The organism is Rothia aerolata (assembly GCF_014635585.1).
In the GTDB taxonomy this organism is placed as follows: domain Bacteria; phylum Actinomycetota; class Actinomycetes; order Actinomycetales; family Micrococcaceae; genus Rothia; species Rothia aerolata.
Genome location: NZ_BMDC01000001.1, coordinates 457,232 through 475,635 on the forward strand (window position 1 = coordinate 457,232; position 18,404 = coordinate 475,635).

13 protein-coding genes are annotated in these 18,404 nt (G+C 58.5%); 6 read left to right on the forward strand and 7 right to left on the reverse strand.

What is annotated here, in order from left to right; translation table 11 throughout:
• Window positions 1–35: 35 nt before the first annotated feature.
• The 5 genes from IEV00_RS01990 to nirD all read right to left on the reverse strand — a co-directional run bounded on the left by IEV00_RS01990 (window position 36) and on the right by nirD (window position 7,138).
• Window positions 36–473 carry a DUF4233 domain-containing protein gene (locus IEV00_RS01990; protein ID WP_188358655.1) on the reverse strand — a complete coding sequence of 146 codons (438 nt, stop codon included), beginning with the start codon at window positions 471–473 and terminating at the stop codon, window positions 36–38.
• The gene (locus IEV00_RS01995; RefSeq protein ID WP_188358656.1) at window positions 473–1,894 is read right to left on the reverse strand and encodes a bifunctional folylpolyglutamate synthase/dihydrofolate synthase; all 1,422 of its coding nucleotides are present in this window, start codon (window positions 1,892–1,894) and stop codon (window positions 473–475) included. The genes IEV00_RS01990 and IEV00_RS01995 overlap by 1 nt, the downstream gene beginning before the upstream one ends.
• Window positions 1,895–5,191 (reverse strand): isoleucine--tRNA ligase, encoded by a 3,297-nt coding sequence (gene ileS, locus IEV00_RS02000; RefSeq protein ID WP_188358657.1) that lies wholly within the window; start codon window positions 5,189–5,191, stop codon window positions 1,895–1,897. It lies immediately after the preceding gene.
• 882 nt (window positions 5,192–6,073) lie between these two features.
• On the reverse strand, window positions 6,074–6,526 hold the full coding sequence (locus tag IEV00_RS02005) for a precorrin-2 dehydrogenase/sirohydrochlorin ferrochelatase family protein (protein ID WP_188358658.1): 453 nt from the start codon (window positions 6,524–6,526) through the stop codon (window positions 6,074–6,076).
• Between the two features lie 282 nt (window positions 6,527–6,808).
• Complete coding sequence (gene nirD, locus IEV00_RS02010) at window positions 6,809–7,138, reverse strand: nitrite reductase small subunit NirD (RefSeq protein ID WP_188358659.1); 330 nt, start codon at window positions 7,136–7,138, stop codon at window positions 6,809–6,811.
• A gap of 161 nt (window positions 7,139–7,299) precedes the next feature.
• Here nirD and nirB point away from each other — a divergent pair, with 161 nt between their 5' ends.
• Both nirB and cobA read left to right on the forward strand, forming a co-directional pair.
• Window positions 7,300–9,927, forward strand: coding sequence for a nitrite reductase large subunit NirB (nirB, locus tag IEV00_RS02015; RefSeq protein WP_188358660.1), 2,628 nt, complete (start codon window positions 7,300–7,302; stop codon window positions 9,925–9,927).
• A 141-nt stretch (window positions 9,928–10,068) separates the two neighbouring features.
• The gene (gene cobA, locus IEV00_RS02020) at window positions 10,069–11,130 is read left to right on the forward strand and encodes a uroporphyrinogen-III C-methyltransferase (RefSeq protein WP_188358661.1); all 1,062 of its coding nucleotides are present in this window, start codon (window positions 10,069–10,071) and stop codon (window positions 11,128–11,130) included.
• A 26-nt stretch (window positions 11,131–11,156) separates the two neighbouring features.
• On the opposite strand, the gene IEV00_RS02025 is transcribed toward cobA, so the two are convergent.
• Window positions 11,157–12,029, reverse strand: a complete 873-nt coding sequence (locus IEV00_RS02025; RefSeq protein WP_188358662.1) for a tetratricopeptide repeat protein — start codon at window positions 12,027–12,029, stop codon at window positions 11,157–11,159.
• The gene (gene rpe, locus IEV00_RS02030; protein WP_188358663.1) at window positions 12,016–12,690 is read right to left on the reverse strand and encodes a ribulose-phosphate 3-epimerase; all 675 of its coding nucleotides are present in this window, start codon (window positions 12,688–12,690) and stop codon (window positions 12,016–12,018) included. The genes IEV00_RS02025 and rpe overlap by 14 nt, the downstream gene beginning before the upstream one ends.
• Before the next feature lie 138 nt (window positions 12,691–12,828).
• On the opposite strand from rpe, the gene IEV00_RS02035 reads away from it, so the two are divergent.
• The 4 genes from IEV00_RS02035 (at window position 12,829) to IEV00_RS02050 (ending at window position 18,337) form a co-directional block, all read left to right on the forward strand.
• Complete coding sequence (locus IEV00_RS02035) at window positions 12,829–13,260, forward strand: LexA family protein (protein WP_188358664.1); 432 nt, start codon at window positions 12,829–12,831, stop codon at window positions 13,258–13,260.
• 24 nt (window positions 13,261–13,284) lie between these two features.
• Window positions 13,285–14,571: a Y-family DNA polymerase gene (locus IEV00_RS02040; protein WP_188358665.1), complete on the forward strand. Its 1,287-nt coding sequence runs from the start codon at window positions 13,285–13,287 to the stop codon at window positions 14,569–14,571.
• Between the two features lie 63 nt (window positions 14,572–14,634).
• Window positions 14,635–15,618 carry a pyridoxal-phosphate dependent enzyme gene (locus IEV00_RS02045; protein WP_188358666.1) on the forward strand — a complete coding sequence of 328 codons (984 nt, stop codon included), beginning with the start codon at window positions 14,635–14,637 and terminating at the stop codon, window positions 15,616–15,618.
• Window positions 15,619–15,646: 28 nt separating this feature from the next.
• Window positions 15,647–18,337 carry an FAD/NAD(P)-binding protein gene (locus IEV00_RS02050; RefSeq protein ID WP_188358667.1) on the forward strand — a complete coding sequence of 897 codons (2,691 nt, stop codon included), beginning with the start codon at window positions 15,647–15,649 and terminating at the stop codon, window positions 18,335–18,337.
• The last annotated feature ends 67 nt before the right edge of the window (window positions 18,338–18,404 follow it).

The window sequence follows — 18,404 nt, forward strand, 5'->3', positions numbered from 1 at the left end:
TCTCTAGCCTACATCAGCTGGCTGACTGAGTGGTTTTAGAGAGGGTTGTTGCGCTCCCATTCTTCCTGTTCGCGGGCGCGCTGGGCGTTCTCCCGGTCTAGCTTTTCGCCGGTTACCAGCGCGTACCAGTAGGTAAGAGCGAAAGCTACACCGATAAAGAGCATGGGAGTCAGCGCTAGCCCGCCCAGAATCAGCAGAACCTGTAGCACCCAGCCCAGAATATAGCCCCAGGGCTTTTTGAGAAAGGCGGGGGTAATAAGAAAGGCGAGCGCTAGGGCCAGGCCCAGCACCCAGATGGTTACCTTGACCGAACCCGGTTCATTCTGGTTAAGGCCGAAGGTGGCCAGGGTTCCGAAGTAGGCAACCAGTGCTTCCAGGCAGAGCACGGTAGAAGCAAACATGGTTTTAATAGAACGCTGTTTCTTCTTCATGCCCGGCCGCCATTCGCGCTGGGCTTTAGTCATTCGTGCCATTAGAGTCCTAACAAGTCTCGGGCTTCGCCCACTACGGTGATGGAGCCGGTGATGAGCACCGCTCCGGCTGCCTGATCGTTGTTGCCCACCGAGGTAATGGCCGCCGCCACGGCGTCATGAAGGTGCTCGTGTTTTTCGAGCAGATCTTCGTCGAAGCCGGCATCCAGCGCCATGTTTTCCAGTTCGTCGGGGGCGATTGCCCGCGGGGAGGTTGAGGCGGTGAGGTAGAGCTTCAATCCTGAGTCCACCGAGTCCAGGTATTCCTCCCGGATGGTCTCAAAGATACCCCGAGCGTCTTTTTCCTGGAGCACACCGATGACCAGGGCAATCTCGTCTACCGCGAAAGACTCCTTGAAGGCTTCGGCTGAAGCGCGAATGCCGTGGGGGTTATGCGCTGCATCGACGACGACGGTCGGCGAGTTGCGCACGATCTCCAGGCGTCCGGGGGACTTGAGTTCTTCCCAGCCCGAGCGAATCAGTTCGGGGTTCAGCGGGGTCTCTCCCCCACCCAAGAATGCCTCGACCGCGGCGATAGCCACCGCGGCGTTTTCAGCCTGGTGGGCCCCGAAGAGCGGTAGCGGCAGCTCGGTGTAGGTATCAGCTAGGCCCTTCACCGAAATCATCTGGCCACCCACGCCGGGCTTGCGGTCTGCCAGGCCAAACTCCACGCCCTCAAAGCGGAACTGAGCGTCGTGAGCCCGGGCAGAATCCAGCAGAACCTGGGCGGCGGCAGGGTCTTGGGCGGCAGAAACTAGGAAGCCGCCGTCCTTAATAATCCCCTGCTTTTCCCCGGCAATTTCCTCCAGGGTCTCCCCCAGCATGTCGGTGTGGTCAAGCCCAATGGGGGTTACCACCGACACAGCGGCGTCAGCCACGTTGGTGGAATCCCAGGTACCACCAATGCCCACTTCAAGAATCATCACGTCAACCGGCTCATCGGCAAACACCGCAAAGGCCAGCACAGTCAGCGCCTCAAAGTAGGTAATCTTGGGATTGTTTTCCGCCTCAAGTTCGGCATCTACCATCTGTAGGTAGGGCTGAATCTCCTCCCAGATACGCACAAAGGTCTCATCAGAGACAGGCTCACCGTCGATGGAGATACGTTCGGTCACCGATGAGAGGTGGGGGCTGGTGAAGCGGCCAGTACGCAAATCGTGCGCCATGAGTATGCGCTCAATCATGCGGGCGGTGGAGGTCTTACCGTTGGTGCCGGTGATGTGGATAACCGGGGCGGCCTTGTTCGGCTCACCCAGAATCTCCACGGCACGAGCCACCGCATCGAGTCGAGGTTCCATCTTATTTTCGGGAGCCCGTGACAGCAGCTCCCGGTAAACCGACTCCACGCCGAAAGCGGCAGCAGCACTGCCGCTTTCGGCGCTCAAGTCAGCGAAGATGGAATCGTGTTCCATGTTTTCGCTCATTTATGCCTTTTCTACCTTGATGTCCAGCTCGGCGGCCTCGGCGTAGGTCGCTGAGGTTGCCAGGGTTTCGCCGGTCACCAGCTCTTCATTTGCCTTGATAGCTTCAAGGGTTGAGGACGGCGCGGCGATGGTCAGCGCGATGCGGTCAGAAACGTTCAGACCGGCTTCCTTACGGGCGTTCTGGATAGCACGGATGGTATCGCGGGCGATACCCTCTGCCTCCAGTTCGGGGGTCAGCGCGGTGTTGAGCACCAGGAAGCCGCCACCGGGTAGTACCGAAACGGCGGTATCTGCTGATTCCTCAGACTCAGAGACCACGGTTGCCAACTCGTATTCGCCCTCAACCAGGCCCAGGTTGTCGCCGGACTTCACGCCGACAACCACCGCACCGGTTTCGTCAACGGTCCAGTCACCGGACTTCGCTGCCTTAATAGCAACCTGCACCTGCTTACCCAAGCGAGGGCCAGCCGCGCGGGCATTGACCTTCAGCTGCTGGGAGATGCCGTAGTCCGCAGGAGCCACCTCGGCGGCGTCCACAAGCTCAATCTGCTTGATATTGAGCTCATCGGCGATAATCGACTCAAAAACTCCCGCCAGTTCCTTGCCGTTGGCCGCCGCCACGGTCAGCGACTGCAGGGGCTGGCGCACGCGCAGCTTCTCAGCCTTGCGCAGGGCAGAACCCGCCGAGCAGATAGCCCGGGTAGCTTCCATCAGCTCAATCAGGGCAGACTCGTCGGCAAACTGCTCCGCATCGGGCCAATCGGTCAGGTGCACCGACCGCTCCCCGGTGAGGCCCCGGTAGATTTCCTCGCTCATCAGCGGTAGCAGGGGCGCTGCCACCTGCACGGCGGTGCGCAGGGCGGTGTAGAGGACGTCGAAGGCCTGGGTGTCTTCGTCGAAGAAGCGCTCGCGGGAGCGACGCACGTACCAGTTGGTCAGCGCGTCGGTGAACTTGCGCAGGTCTTCGGTGGCTGCCCAGACATCGTAGTCGTCCATGTGGGCGGTAGTATTCTCCACCAGCTCGCGGGTCTTGCCCAGAATGAAGCGGTCCATCACGTTGTCTGAGGTGAAGCGCAGCTGGGCATCGTAGCCCTCGCCATTGTTGGCGGCGTTGGTGTAGAGGGCAAAGAAGTGGTAGACGTTCCACAGTGGCAGCATCACCTGGCGCACACCCTCGCGGATACCCTGCTCGGTCACTGAGAGGTTACCACCGCGCAGAATGGGTGAAGACATGAGGAACCAGCGCATAGCATCTGAACCGTCGCGATCCAGCACCTCGTTAACATCGGGGTAGTTGCGCAGGGACTTAGACATCTTCTGACCGTCTTCACCGAGCACAATGCCGTGGGCAATCACGTTGGTGAAAGCGGGGCGGTCAAAGAGGGCGGTGGCCAGAATGTGCTGGGTGTAGAACCAGCCGCGGGTCTGGCCAATGTACTCCACAATGAAGTCGGCCGGGTTGTGGGTCTCAAACCATTCCTTGTTTTCAAAGGGATAGTGAACCTGGGCATAGGGCATGGAACCCGAGTCGAACCACACGTCAAAGACATCCTCAACACGGCGCATGGTGGACTTACCGGTGGGGTCGTCGGGGTTGGGCCGGGTCAGCTCGTCAATGTAGGGCCGGTGCAGGTCAACCTCGCCGTCCTTATTCTTGGGCAGGCGGCCAAAGGCCTCTTCCAGCTCAGCCAGCGAACCGTAGACCTCGGTGCGGGGGTAGTTGGGGTCGTCAGAGACCCACACCGGAATCGGGGAGCCCCAGAAACGGTTACGGGAAATGGACCAGTCGCGGGCATTGGCAACCCACTTACCGAACTGGCCGTCCTTCACATTGTCAGGAATCCAGTTAATCTGCTGGTTGAGCTCGCCCATGCGGTCTTTGAAGTCGGTGACCTTCACGTACCAGGAGGTAATGGCCCGGTAGACCAGCGGGGTGCGGCAGCGCCAACAGTGGGGGTAGGAGTGAACGTAGGACTTCTCCTGGATCAGAACCTGATCTGCCTTGAGCACGTTGATGATGGTGCGGTTGGCATCGAAAATCTGTACCCCGGCGATCTCGGCCAGGGGCGCACCCGCTGCCAGGCTTTCATCCTTGAAGAGGTCGAGGAACTTAGCGCCCTCATCCATCGAGAGCACCACGGGAATACCGTAGGCCTCACACACCTTCTGGTCGTCTTCACCATAGGCGGGTGCCTGGTGTACCAGACCGGTACCGTCGGTGGTGGTCACATAGTCTGCCACCAGAATCTGCCAGGAGGTTTCGGTGCCGAACTTCTCGGCATCGGTGAAGTAGTCCCACAGCGGAGCATAGCGCACGCCCTCTAGCTGGGCGCCGAAGAAAGTTGCGGTAACAGCCTCAGCCGCCGCAGCGGCGTCCTCAAATCCCAGCACCTTAGCGTGTGCACCCAGTAGGTCGCGGGCAATCAGGAAGGAACGGCCGGCGAAGTCACCCTCGGCAGCCACCACCACGTACTCCACCTCGGGGCCAACGGCCAGCGCCTGGTTGGTGGGCAGAGTCCAGGGGGTGGTGGTCCAGGCCAGAGCCTCTACACCCTGCAGCTGATCCACTACCTCGGGGTGCTTGGCCAGCGACTTATCAGCGGTAATCTTGAAGGCGACAGTCACCGAAGGATCCTGGCGATCCTTATAGACGTCGTCATCCATACGCAACTCGTGGTTAGAGAGCGGGGTTTCATCTTTCCAGCAGTAGGGCAGCACGCGGAAGCCCTGATAGGTCAGGCCCTTCTCGTGTAGCTGCTTAAAAGCCCAAATCACAGACTCCATGTATTCAACATTGAGAGTCTTGTAGTCGTTCTCAAAGTCCACCCAGCGAGCCTGGCGGGTAACGTACTCCTCCCACTCCTTGGTGTACTTGAGCACCGAAGCACGGGCGGCGTCATTGAAATTATCGATACCCATCTCGATAATTTCCTTCTTATCGGTCATCCCCAGCTGCTTCATCGCCTCCAGCTCAGCGGGCAGGCCGTGGGTATCCCAACCAAACCGGCGCTCCACCTTATAACCGCGCTGGGTCTGGTAACGAGCCACCAAATCCTTCACGTAGCCGGTCAACAGGTGACCGTAGTGAGGCAGGCCGTTGGCAAAGGGAGGGCCATCGTAGAAAACATACTCGCGCTCGCCGTTTTCACCGGCGGGGCGGTTATCGATAGAAGCCTGGAAAGTGCCATCGTTCTTCCAGTACTCAAGAACCGCCTCTTCAAGAGACGGGAAAGACGGCGAAGCAGCCACAGTCTCGGCCCGGCCTGCACTCGCCTTGGGGTAGATAGGATTATTCATCTTCTTTAGCGCGCCCTTATCAATCCATGTGTAACGTAGAGGACTTGCAAGGACGCCGTGTGGTTGGGTTTCTGCCCCAACCGCCTCAGGCGCGGTACCACCTTGCTTACTGAGCGCTAACCCGCGCCAACCTCTCGCAGCTTCGTGAGATTCTGCGAGAGGTGGCACAGTCGAGCGTTATCAGTCGCTTCATGACTGCTGTTACGGGCTTACCCGTCCGGTTCTACTGAGACTGTATCTATTCCGCTCCACCTCTCGTCGCAACGAATACATGAGGTCTCGCAGGTACGGTCCGTTCTTCCGGATTGCTCGCCGGTGATAGCCGGGTCGTCGCAACTATTCACAATTTTAGGCGCTCGGGGCGGTGCTGTCTAACGACCAACTCACATCTTTTGAGCCCCTGCTTCTTTGCCTGAGCAAATTACATCGCTGTGACTCCCATATCTTGTGCCACCCCCTGCGGGCAGACCCTAGATAGGGGTTTACCTGCGCTCACTCCGGTTAGCAGATTCACGCGAATTACAATTTCGTCATGTCTTCAATAAGGGATGCAGGACAAATCTGTGTCCCAACACCCCATACCTCAACAAAGTACAAGCGAGCTCCCACAGACACCCCGAAGGTACAAGCAAAGTCTCCAGGTACAAGACAATACTTGTACCTGGAGACTTTGCTTGTACATTAGGTGGCCCGACAAGAAGAAACTTGTACCTTGTTGCCACCGAGTTTTCCTGAGAGGCCATTTCTATACCGAAAATCGGAGAAAAACGGTCTAAAAATGGCCACTCGGCGATTATGGCAGCCTGTGCAGTTGCTCCTGTTTCATTGAAGCGGCGATATGTAACTGAAACGGTGACTCGGCGTAGCTGCCATTTTGAATGACTATTGCACGCCCTTCCGAGCTTCAGTCACCAGCTGCTCAACGACCCTCTTGGCACGCCTGGGGTTACCATGAGCGCTTACCGCAACCGTAAGGTCTGCATCAACCTGCCGATGAGCCATCATCCATAGGTCGGAGGCATGCGCATCTCCCCCGATTAAGCACCAGATTCTTCTCTGCCGGCATATCTCGGCAATTGCGGAATTCAGCTCGGGGCTGCTTGTATGAGCAAAGACCAGCCAAGCGCCGTCAAGGTCAGCCTCTTCAAAGCCGCGCCGACTCAGCTCCACTTGCCCGGAGCTCACCAACTCTTGCACGCGCGAACCCGCTTCGGGGGCAACCACCCGCACAGCGGCGTCCTCATTTAACAGAGTCTCGATCCGACGTTCAGCCACCCGACCGGCGCCGACCACCAGTACATTTTTTCCGGCAAGTCGCAGGGAAACGGGTAGCATAAACCCTCCTTTTACTTTTTCCGTAAAATATTTATATCTGAAATATTTGATATAGCACTTATGACCACAAGTAATTAGCGAAAGAGAATATGTTGTATATATTTTCTATACCGCTTCTCTTAGGGTCAAAGCTACACTAAAGAATGCGCCGCAGAAAATATTCCACGGCGCATTCTTTGAGGCTTATTCGAAAGGTCTCACAAACCAGCCCAAAAGTTCCTGGCCAACCGGCATTTAAGGGAAGTCGGCCAGCGCTCTTGGCCTGGATAGACCACCTTTATTTTATGCCTTCAGAAAAACTGTACCGTCCTCAACCTTGGTGGCATAGACCGGCAGGCTAAAGTCGGATCCATTGAGCTGCTCACCGGTCTCGAGAGAGTATTCCTCCTTGTAGAGCGGCGATGCAATGGAGGGAACACCCTTCTTATTGCCGGTGATACCGCGAGCAATCACCAGGGCTCCGCTGTTGGGATCTTTGTGGTCAGAGGCAAAAACACGGTTATCAGGCAGGCGGAAAATTGCGAACTGATGGCCCTCAATATTGGCAACCTCGCCCCAGTTAACCTCCAAGTCTTCTAAAGCGCATACCTCGTGCCAGATTTGGTCAGTCATACCTCAAACCTCGTACTCAAAATAACGATTTAAATCTGCATTGTTATTAATACAAAATGCATTTCCAATGCTATATTAGCATTACTCATTCCAAAATAAGTTGCGAGTCTCCCACACTGTTTTTAGCCAGACAGTCTCGCACCCAGACGAAACGGTGACTAATGACGGAACTGACACAGAACACCAGGAACATTCTCGTGATTGGCGGCGGCCCCGCAGCCTGGCGCTTTGTACGGGCCTTCCTCAAAGAAAACACTACTGACACGGTAACCGTAATCTCCGAAGAAGACCACGTGCCCTATGACCGCGTGGCGCTAGAAAAGCTCTTCAAGGAACCCACTAAGGATCTCACCCTGGCCAACCCCGAGATTTGGGAGGCCGAGACCGTCAACCTGGTGCGCGGCGTCCGCGCTACCGAGCTCAACCGCAAGAACCGCACCGTAACCGCTGATAACGGCGAGGTTTACCCCTTCGACGAGCTGGTGCTGGCTACCGGCTCCCGCGCCGTCAAAATTCCTATTCCCGGCTCAGAAGTTGCCCACACCTTCCGCACTATTGAAGACGTGCAGACCATGGTCAGCGAAGTTGCCCGCCTTAAAGAGAAGCTGGGTCGCGCGCCCCGCGCTATTGTGGTGGGCGGTGGCCTGCTGGGTCTGGAAGCTGCCGAGGGCCTGCGCGATTTGGGCGCCGAGCCCACTATTTTGGACGTCGCTTCGTGGTTGCTGTCTATTGAGGTGGATCAAGGCGGTGGCCACCTGGTCAACTCCCTGATTCGCGAAGCTGGCATTGATATTGAAACCGGCGCTTTCATCTCCTCTATTAACCGCGATGCAGACGGAGAAGTTTCCTCTGTCTCCGTGGCAGACGGTATGGGCGATGAGGCCGATGTGCACAATCTCGATGCCGATTTGGTCTGCATGGCAGCGGGAATCCGCCCCAATGACCAGCTGGTTCAGGAAACCGGCCTGACCCTGGGCGAGCGCGGCGGCCTGGTGGTCAATGACCACTGCCAGTCTGAGGACGAGCACATTTGGGCTATCGGTGAGGTTGCCTGTGTGCTGGGCCGCACCTGGGGTCTGGTGGCTCCGGCCAACCAGATGGCCGATGCTGTGGCGAAGAACCTCAACGGCGGCGATGCATTTGTTGAAGAGTTCGATATTGCCACTAAGCTGAAGTTCTCGGGACTTGAGGTGGGCGGTTTTGGTGACCGCCGCGGCACCACCGCCGATGCTCTGGAGGTCATGTACATTGACCCCACCCAGAAGATCTACCAGAAGATTGTGACCTCCCCCGACGCCAAGACCCTGCTCGGTGGCGTCTTTGTGGGTGATGCTTCTCCCTTCGATGCACTCAAGCCCCTGCTGGGTCGCGAGCTACCCGCCGAACCGGCAGCCTTTCTCTCTGCTGCCGGTGGTGAGGGCGCTCCCGATACCGAGCTTCCCGACGACGCTATTCTCTGCTCCTGCAACAACATCAGCTTCGGCGAAATTCGTGAAGCCGTTGCCAACGGCAACCAGGATGTTCCCTCACTGAAGGCGGCAACCACCGCCGGCACCCAGTGCGGCTCCTGCGTTCCGATGATCCAGAAGACTCTGGAACAGCAGATGAAGAAGATGGGCCTGACCGTCAACAAGTCTCTCTGCGAGCACTTTGACTTCTCCCGCGCCGAACTCTTCACCGCAATCAAGGCAACCACCTACAACGACTTCCCCTCCATTCTCAAGCGCTTTGGTAAGGGCGAAGACGGCTGCGCTATCTGCAAGCCCACCGTTGCCTCCATCCTCTCCTCCACCCGCAACTCCTACCCGCTGGACGGCGGCCGCGGCGGCCTGCAGGAGACCAATGACCGCAACCTGGGTAACATGCAGAAAGACGGCACCTACTCGGTGATTCCCCGAGTTCCCGGCGGCGAAATCACCCCCGAGAAGCTGGCTGTTATTGCAGAGGTGGGCAAGGAATACGGCCTCTACACCAAGATTAACGGAGCCCAGCGCATCGGCCTCTACGGCGCCCGACTGGAACAGCTGCCCGAAATCTGGAAGCGTTTTGTAGACGCCGGCTTCGAGTCTGGCCAGGCCTACGGCAAGTCCCTGCGCAACGTAAAATCCTGCATCGGCTCCTCCTGGTGCCGCTTCGGCGTGGGCGACTCCACCACCTTCGCTATCGAGCTGGAAAACCGCTACCGCGGCCTGCGCTCACCCCACAAGTTCAAGATGGGTGTGGTGGGCTGCAACCGCGAGTGCGCCGAGGCTCAGAACAAGGACGTCGGCGTCATCGCCACCACCAACGGCTGGAACCTCTACTTCGCCGGAAACGGCGGCTCCAACCCCGCCCACGGTCGTCTCTTTGCTAAGGACCTCGACAAAGAGACCCTCATTAAGTACGTTGACCGCTACCTGATGTACTACATCCGCACCGCTGATAAGCTCCAGCGCACCGCCCGCTGGGCTGAAGACCTCGACGAGCAGTACGGCGATGCCATTGAGCACCTACAGCAGGTTCTCGTGGAAGACTCCCTGGGCATTGCCGAGGAACTCGAACGCGACATGCAGGAACACGTTGACACCTACGAGGACGAATGGGCCGCCACCCTGGCAGACCCCGACCGTCTCAAGCGTTTCCGCGCTTTCGTCAACGAGCCCGATGCCCAAGACGAAGACTCTCGCATGTACGTGCTGGAGCGCGACCAGATTCGCCCCGCCACCCAGGAAGAAATTGCCGCCCACGAACGCGGCGAAGGCCCCGTGCTGGTAGCCGGCGCCCGCATTCCGGTGGGTGCTCCGGAGTAAGCCTTGGTCTTTCTTTCGAGTAGCATGCTAGTTCTCAAAGCGACTCACAGTAACACCGGTTAACCTGGTGAAATCCAACTGGGTAGGTTCGTACTTCGTATGCGAGTATGAACCTACCTATTTTTATCAATGAGGTTTTTCGTGTTTCTTAATCTCGATGTCACCGGCGCCCACGTTCTGCTCTGCGGCGCCGAAGAACGCACCGCCCGCGTCGCCGCCAAATACGTGCAGGCCGGTTCCATCTCCCACTGCGCCGCCCAGGGCGAACTCTCACACCTCCCTACCGCAGCGCCGTCCCTGGTGGTGCTGTGCCTCAGCGAGCACGAGGACGCCGCCGGGTGGGCTTCGGCGGTGCGCGCCGCCTTTCCCGGCGCTGTAGTTACTCTCGACCGGTCTGAACCGGTGGGTGAAACCGGCACTGTCTACCTGATTGGCGCTGGCCCCGGCACCCCCGGCTACATGACCGCCCGCGCTTTGGAAGTGCTGGCCGACTCCGATGTGGTTCTGGTGGACCATCTCTCCCCCACCAAGGAGGTCTCCCAGTGGGCACCCGCTGCCAAGATTATTGATGTGGGCAAGGTGCCCGGCGAACACAAGGTTCCCCAGCGTCAGATTGACCAGATGATGATCGACTATGCCCTGCAGGGTAAAAATGTTGCCCGGATGAAGGGCGGCGACCCCTACGTTTTCGGTCGCGGCACCGAGGAACTCTATGTGTGCGAGCGCGCCGGTATTAGAGTTGAGGTTGTCTCGGGCGTGACTTCCTCCATCGCGGTGCCCGCCCGCGCCAAGGTGCCCATGACCCTGCGCAAGGTTTCCCACATGTTCACGGTGGTCTCTGGCCACGCCGAACTTTCCGATGCCGAGCTAGACCACCTGGCAGGCTTTGTGACCTCGGGCGGTACTATTTCTCTGCTGATGGGCGTGCGCACCCTGCCTCACACGGTTGCCGGTCTTTTGGCGCGGGGTGTTCGGGAGGACATGCCGGTGGGCACTTTTGAGGATGTTTACCGCGAAAATGAGCGGGTGCGCTATTCGACTCTGGGCCGGGCTAGCGAGGATTTGGCGGACGTGCGCCCGCCCGCTATCACCGTAATTGGTGAGGTGGTTGCCGCCGGTGATGAGTCATCAGAAGAAGCCCGGGCTCGCCGTGACGAGATGCTGGCGCTGGCCCTTTCTGAGGGGCGAGATAAGAAGGCTTAGAAAGAGAGCTTTATGGGCTATCACAACTAGCTTTCTTCGCCGTCTTCTTTTCGGGTCTTGTAGCCTTTGCCCCGGCGGCTAAAGGAGGCGGCAATCAGGGTTGCCTGGTAGTTGGCGGCAGCCCGCCGCGCGTCCTCGTCATAGCCGTGGGCGCGGAAAACCCGTAGCGCCTCTTTGGCGTGTTCGCTGGCGTGGGCAGGCTCGTGGGCATCGAATTCCACGGCTGCCAGCCCTTCAAGGCAGGTGCCAATCTCCCAGTGGGCGTTGAGCTGTTCAAAAATCTCAAGGGCTTCGAGGTAGAGCAGACGCGCGGCGTCCGAATTATTTTCCAGCTTCTCGAGGTAGGCAAGCTGCATGAGGGCGGTTGCGCGGGCGTGGTCGGCGGTAGGGTCCTGTACCTCTGCGAAGAGCGAGATTGCTTCGGTGAAGAGCGGCCGGGCAGAATCCGGTTGACGACGCCGCGCCAGCAGGTTGGCGGCGGTGAGCAGGTTTTGCGCCGCTAGTTCCGGCTGGTCGAAAGCTCGATAGTTCTCTGCGGCTTTGACGTGGAATTCTTCTGCCTTTTCGTTCTGCGCCAGGGCGCTATACATGAGGGCTAGATTTTGACTCTGCTCCGCCAGCTGGGGTTTGCTATCAATACGCTCGTAGAAGCTGAGGGCCTCAAGGCCGTGTTCAATGGCTTCTCGGGGTTTGCCGTTATTGTTGAGGGCGGCTGCTATGGCGGCGTGGCACATGGCAACACCCTGGTCTTCAAGCTGCTGTTGGAAAAGCTCTTTGGCACGTTCAAAAACCTCGATGCTGGCGCCCCAGTAACCCAGGTCAAAGACTTCTTTGGCGCGCTCGAAGGTCTCCCAGGCCTGGCCCAGGGGCGTATGTGCCGGGCGCTTAGGATGTTGCATGACTAACCCCGTTGGCAGCGGCGCGCAGGCCCGCGATTGCCGCCGCGGCGTCGTCCTGACCATAGACAGAGCTGCCCGCCACGAAGGTATCGGCTCCCGCCTCAGCCGCGCGTAGAATGGTCTCTTCGGTGATGCCGCCATCAACCTGCAAGCGCAGCTCTAGGCCTGAGCCCCGGATAGCCTCTGCCGCCCGGCGAATCTTGGGCAGGGTAACCTCAAGGAACTTCTGGCCGCCGAAGCCGGGCTCTACTGTCATGATCAGTAGCATATCCAGCTCTGAGAGCATATCGAGGTAGGGCTCAACCGCGGTAGCCGGGCGTAGCGCCATACCCGCCTTGGCCCCGTTCTCACGCAGGGTGCGCGCCAACTTAATGGGGGCAATAGCTGCCTCAGCGTGGAAGGTCACCGACTCGCAGCCGATTTCGGCGTACTGGGGTGCCCAGCGGTCGGCGTCCTCAATCATCAGGTGAATATCAAAGGGGATGGGTGAGACCTCGTGCAGGCGCTTAACCACCGGCAGCCCCCAGGTGAGGTTGGGAACGAAGTGGTTATCCATCACATCAATATGCGCGGCATCGGCAGTCTTAATGGCCTGAAGCTCTGAGCCCAGGTTGGCAAAATCCGCGCTGAGGATAGAGGGGTAAATATGATTGCACGCCACGGCGGTCTCCTAGATATCTGCTGCTTTTCTTACCACCACTATAGGCGCCACAGGCCCGTTTGCCGACCTTATCGCCGCCTAAAATTTATCGTACATATATTCTAACATTTTTAGAATATATATTCTATTATTAATCTCATGAAAGCTACTCTTCGCGCCAGGCTGGTTCCCAGCACAACGGTCACCTACCCTTTTCCAGAAACCCGCATACCGGCAGGCTTCCCCTCCCCTGCTGAGGATTACGCAGCCACAGAGATTGACCTCAACAGCGAGCTCATTAGAGACGAAGCCGCCACCTATATTTTGAGGGTAACCGGCAATTCCATGATTGATGCCGGAATCTCTGACGGCGATGAGATTATTGTTGATCGCTCGCTCACACCCACCCCCGGCAATGTGGTGGTTGCGGCGGTAGACGGGGAGTTTACCGTCAAGCGCTTTAGCATCGATCAACAGGGGCAGGGTTGGCTCCTACCCGAGAATCCCGCCTACCCGCCCCTTCCCATTGAGAGCGGTGCAGACTTCACCATCTTTGGGGTGGTCACGCGCTGCCTCCATCACGTGCATTAGTTTTTACCGCATTAAGGAGCAACCGTGAGCGCCCCAGCCCTTTCCCTGGTTTTTCACGTAGATATCAACACCTACTACGTCTCCTGCGAGCGCATTCTTGACCCCTCTTTGCGCGACCAACCGGTGGTGATTCTTTCCAATAATGACGGCTGCATTATCGCCCTTGACTCCCGTGCAAAGAGGCTGGGTTTTTCTATGGGAGACCCCTGGCACAGGGTTGCCGACGCCGCCGCTGCCCGGGGTGTGGCGGTGCGTTCGTCAAACTATGAGCTCTACGGCAATATCTCCCAGCGGGTGATGAGTGTGCTGAAAGAGTTTGCGGCGGATTTTGAGCAGTACAGTATTGATGAGGCTTTTCTAACGATTCCAGCCACCCCCGAAAAAGCAAAGAAGCTGGCGCGGAAGATTAAAGACGATCTTGCCCGGCGAGTGGGCGTGCCGGTCTGCGTGGGGGTGGCACGAACCAAGACCCTCGCCAAGCTGGCAAATAAAACGGCAAAGAAGATTCCCGTTCTACGGGGAGTCTGTGTTTGGGACCTTCTGCCTCCCCAGCGGCGCGAATCCCTCTTCGCCACCCTGCCAGCCTCTGAGGTGTGGGGTGTGGGCGGTCGGAGCACCCGGAAACTTGCAGCTCTAGGGATTGTCTCTATTGGAGATTTGGCGCGGGCAGACCTCACCCTGATAAGAAAACGCTTCTCGGTGGTGCTCATGCGCACGGTGCTTGAGTTGCGCGGGGTGCCGGCGCTGCCGCTTGAGGAACAACGGGCCTTCAAGGATCAGCTCATTTTCTCGCGTTCCTTTAGCACCCCTATTTCAGACGAGACCCAGATGAGGCAGGTGCTCAGCCTCTATGCCCAAAAGGCTTCTGCGCGGCTGGTGAAAGCAGGGCAGGTGGCAGGCATTGTGGCTGCCTTTTGTTCCACCTCCCTCTTCTCTGAAGGAACCCAGTCGCACCCCAGCGTACAGGTCAAGCTCCCGCAGGCCACAGCAGACCCGGTTGCTCTCACCAGGGCAGGGCACCAGCTGCTGACCCGCGCCGACTTCGGCGTGGCACAGTATGTGCGGGCGGGCTTTCTGCTCTCGGGTTTAGAGCAGGACGGCGCCGCGCAGGTTCTCGAGCCCTTTGAACTTGCGCACGAGAAGCGGCAGGTTTCTACCCTCCTTGCCTCTATCCAGGAAAAGTGCGGGCAGGGAACCATAGGGTTAGGCTATGCCGGATTGGCTGAGCAACCCGCCTGGAACATGAAGAGGCAGATGCTCTCCCTTAGAGGCACCACCCATTGGAAGGAGCTGGTTCAGGTGAAACTTTAAGTTCACTTCTTCCCGAGAGGTAAAACAGTAAGATAGCTTATATTCGGGCGTAGAATCGAAAGTATGACTTCACATCTTTATCACGGCATCGAAGAGGTTGCCGGTAGCACTCCGCTGGTTCGACTCCCCCGCTGGGAGGCAGCCCACGGCCTGAAAAATATTAAGGTCTATGCCAAGCTGGAGAGTTTCAATCCCGGCGGTAGCGCCAAAGATAGAACCGCTGCCGCCCTGGTAAAAGATGCGAAGGAGTCGGGGCGGCTGAAGCCGGGCACCATGGTGGTGGAGTCTAGCTCGGGGAACCTGGGCATTGCGCTGGCCCGCCAGGCAATTCTAGAAGATTTTGATTTTCACTGTGTGGTGGATCCGCGCACCAACCAGTCCACCCTGGGCATGATTCGGGCCTACGGTGGCACCCTGCACCCGGTCACCGAGCCAGACCCCGAAACCCAAGACTGGCTAACAGCCCGCAAGAATAAGGTGCAAGAACTCCTGCGGGAGCACCCCGAGGCTATCAACCTGGATCAATACTCCAACCGGGCGGCTTTTTCCGCCCACAGTAGCGGCACTATGGCTGAAATTTTCGCCGCTCTGGGCCACGCGCCGTCCAGGGTCTATGTGGCGGTCTCCACCACCGGCACGGTGGGCGGCTGTATCGCAGAAGTCACCGCGCGGGGCGTAGCCACCGAGGTGATTGCCGTGGATGCCGAGGGTTCCGTGCTCTACGGCGGTGAGCGGGGCGAACGCCTACTCCCCGGTTACGGGGCGGGCATGGTAACCGAGCTGTCAAGGCAGCAGACGCCCAGCTCTACTCGACGGGTCTCAGCCATAGACGCGGTCAGGCAGGCTCGTGCCCTCGGCCAGACCGAGGCGATTGCCCCGGGTGCTTCGGGCGGGGCGGTCATGGCGGCGCTGCTGGCTGACCTACCCTCGTTGAAGGCGGGGGAAGAAGTGGTGGTTATCCTCCACGACGGCGGTATGCCCTACACCAACACCATTTACAGCAACGAGTGGGTGCGGGAAAACCTGCACGTTGATTTGGAATCCTAAGTTTTAGCGAGAGCAGAAAGAGAAAAGTGTGCCTGTTTCAGTAGCTATTATCGGTGCCGGCCCGCGGGGGCTCTGGGCGGTGGAGGAACTCTCTCGCAGGGCTTATCTGCACCATCTTGCCCTGGATATCACGGTTTTTGATGAGCGGCAGCCCGGTGCCGGGAGCGCCTATGCGACCGACCAGCCCGACTATATTCGGGTCAATGTGTGGTCGCCGGTGATTCGCTCGGCGATGGGCACGCTGGATGACTTCCGCCGTGAGGTTCTAGGCGAGACAGACCCGCTGGAGGAGCTTCCTCCGCGCGCTACGGTGGGTCAGTTCCTGGCGGCCTCCTGGGATCATGTGCAGGCGCACCTGCCCGCGGGGTGCAGTCTGCGTTTTGAGCAGAAGAGGGTTCAGGACGTCGCTGATTTAGGTGGCTTTGACCACGTTCTGCTGGCCAGTGGGCACGAGGCGGTAGAGCACCCGGCAGGAATGCTTGACCCTGCCGCCGACCTGGAAAAGATTGAGGCGGGAGCGAGCGTAAAACTCCGCGGTGCCGCACTGACAGCTATTGATACGATTCTCTCGCTGACCCTGGGCAGGGGTGGTCGAATTGAAAACGGAATCTACCGCGCTAGCGGGCGGGAACCGGCTAAGATTTATCCCACCTCCCGTAGCGGTAGGTTTATTCAGCTCAAAAGTGACCCCGCCACCGAGGCTGAGAAGAAGATTCTGCGCCCCTTCGAATACCGGGTTGTCCAGGTGGAATCGGTAGAGGAGCTCAAAGACCTTCTGGCTGAGGCGGCAAGCGCTCTCAGCGGGGAAGAATTTAGCTGGACTTCTTTGGAGCCGGCGGCAGATACCGCTGCCGACCTGAGGGATTCGCTAGAGAATCCCCGTCGCGCCCAGCAGAATATTGGCCTGGTGTGGCGGGAGTTCTACACCGCCCTGATTCAGCGGTTCTCTTTCACCGAACTGGCGCTGAGCCGGGAGTTTATTGAGCTCACCCGCCTACTAGAAACCTACGCCTACGGGGCACCGGCGGAACAACTGGAGAGAATTCTTGCTCTACACGAGGCCGAAATAGTTGATTTCTCCGCTATCCGCGATGCAGAGAGCTTAGTTGCCGACCACACGGTCAACGCGGTGATCGCCTCTCCCGGGGCCCATCCGGGAACCCTCTGCGCGCAGATTCTCGAGACGGTGGCACCCGAGCAGGCGCCGTCCGCAGAAGCACAGCCCGTACGCACCGAAGCTAACGCCATGCTACCGGGGCAGACAGTTTTTGCTATGGCGGGGCGCATGACCGAGCCCTGGGTGCTGGGCAACGATACGCTTTCCCGCACCCTGCACTCGGTGATTCCGCGCTGGGCGCAGACCGTAGCGGCCCTGCACTCCCCCGCTAATGCCTACGGCCTACCGCCGCTGACCGGCAGGTTAGAGCCCTGGATTCAGGAGGTTTCAGCAGATACCGAGCTGCTATGGCGGGCTATCGATGAGCACCAGAGCCCCGTGAACCTGGTCAACTCCGATGCGATGGAGCGCAATATCTCTGAGCTCACCTCGGTAGGCGAGAAACACGGGGTTGACGTGCGGGTTTTCTTTGCACGCAAGGCAAATAAGGCGCTGACCTTTGTGGAGCGCGCCCGCGACACCGGGCACGGGGTGGATGTTGCGAGTTATCGGGAACTTTCCCAGACCCTGGCGGCGGGTATGCTCGGTGAGCGGATTATTCTCTCCGCCGCTATAAAGACCGATGAGCTTCTGGAATTGGCGATCGAGAACCGGGTGACCATCTCGGTGGATAGCTGCGCCGAGTTTGACCGTATTGTTGAGCTGGCTGGTTCCCGGCAGGTTCGAGTGGCGCCGCGGGTGGCACCCGACCCGCGCAGATTTATGCCTACCCGTTTTGGGGAGCTGACCTCGGTTTGGCAGCAGTATTTGAACACTCCTCATCCCACGGTTGAGGTGGCTGGCTTGCACCTGCACCTGCACGGTTACAGCGCTCAAGACCGGATTGATGCTCTGCTGGAGGCAACCGCTCTGGTGGAGTCTCTGCGGCGGATGGGCCACGCGCCGGAGTTTATTGATATTGGTGGCGGGGTACCCATGAGCTACCTGGATGATTCTGCCCAGTGGAGCAATTTTAAGCAGGCTCTGGCGGCGCAGAATGAGGGTGCTATGGCGCCTTTTACCTGGAAGGCTGATCCGCTGAAGAATTTTTATCCTTTCCATCAGGCGCCGGTGCGGGGTGCGTGGTTGGAGGAAATTTTAAAGTCGGACGCCGGCGCTGCGGTTTGTGCGCTGGGGCTGCGGCTGCATCTGGAACCGGGGCGCAGTATCTTAGATGGTTGCGGGCTAACTATTGCCCAGGTTGCCTTCATTAAGGAGCGCAGTGACGGCGTGCCCCTGGTAGGTCTAGCGATGAACCGCACCCAGTTGCGCACCACTTCGGATGATTACCTGGTGGATCCGTTACATATTCCTGCTTCTGACTCTGCCTCTTCTGAGCCCTATGAGGGGTATCTGGTGGGTGCCTACTGTATTGAAGATGAGGTGATTATGCGCCGCCCCATCTTCTTCCCCACAGGTGTTGCCGTGGGTGACTTCGTTGCCTTCCCCAACACAGCGGGCTATTTCATGCACATTCTAGAGTCGGCCTCCCACCAGATTCCCCTGGCAAAGAACCTGGTCTACGCCAGGGGCAACTTGAAACTGGATGGGATTGATAGCTAACAAGGGTGTTTGGGAATGGGAATTATTTACCTTTACACAATTCATAAATCCTAAAATATTATCAATA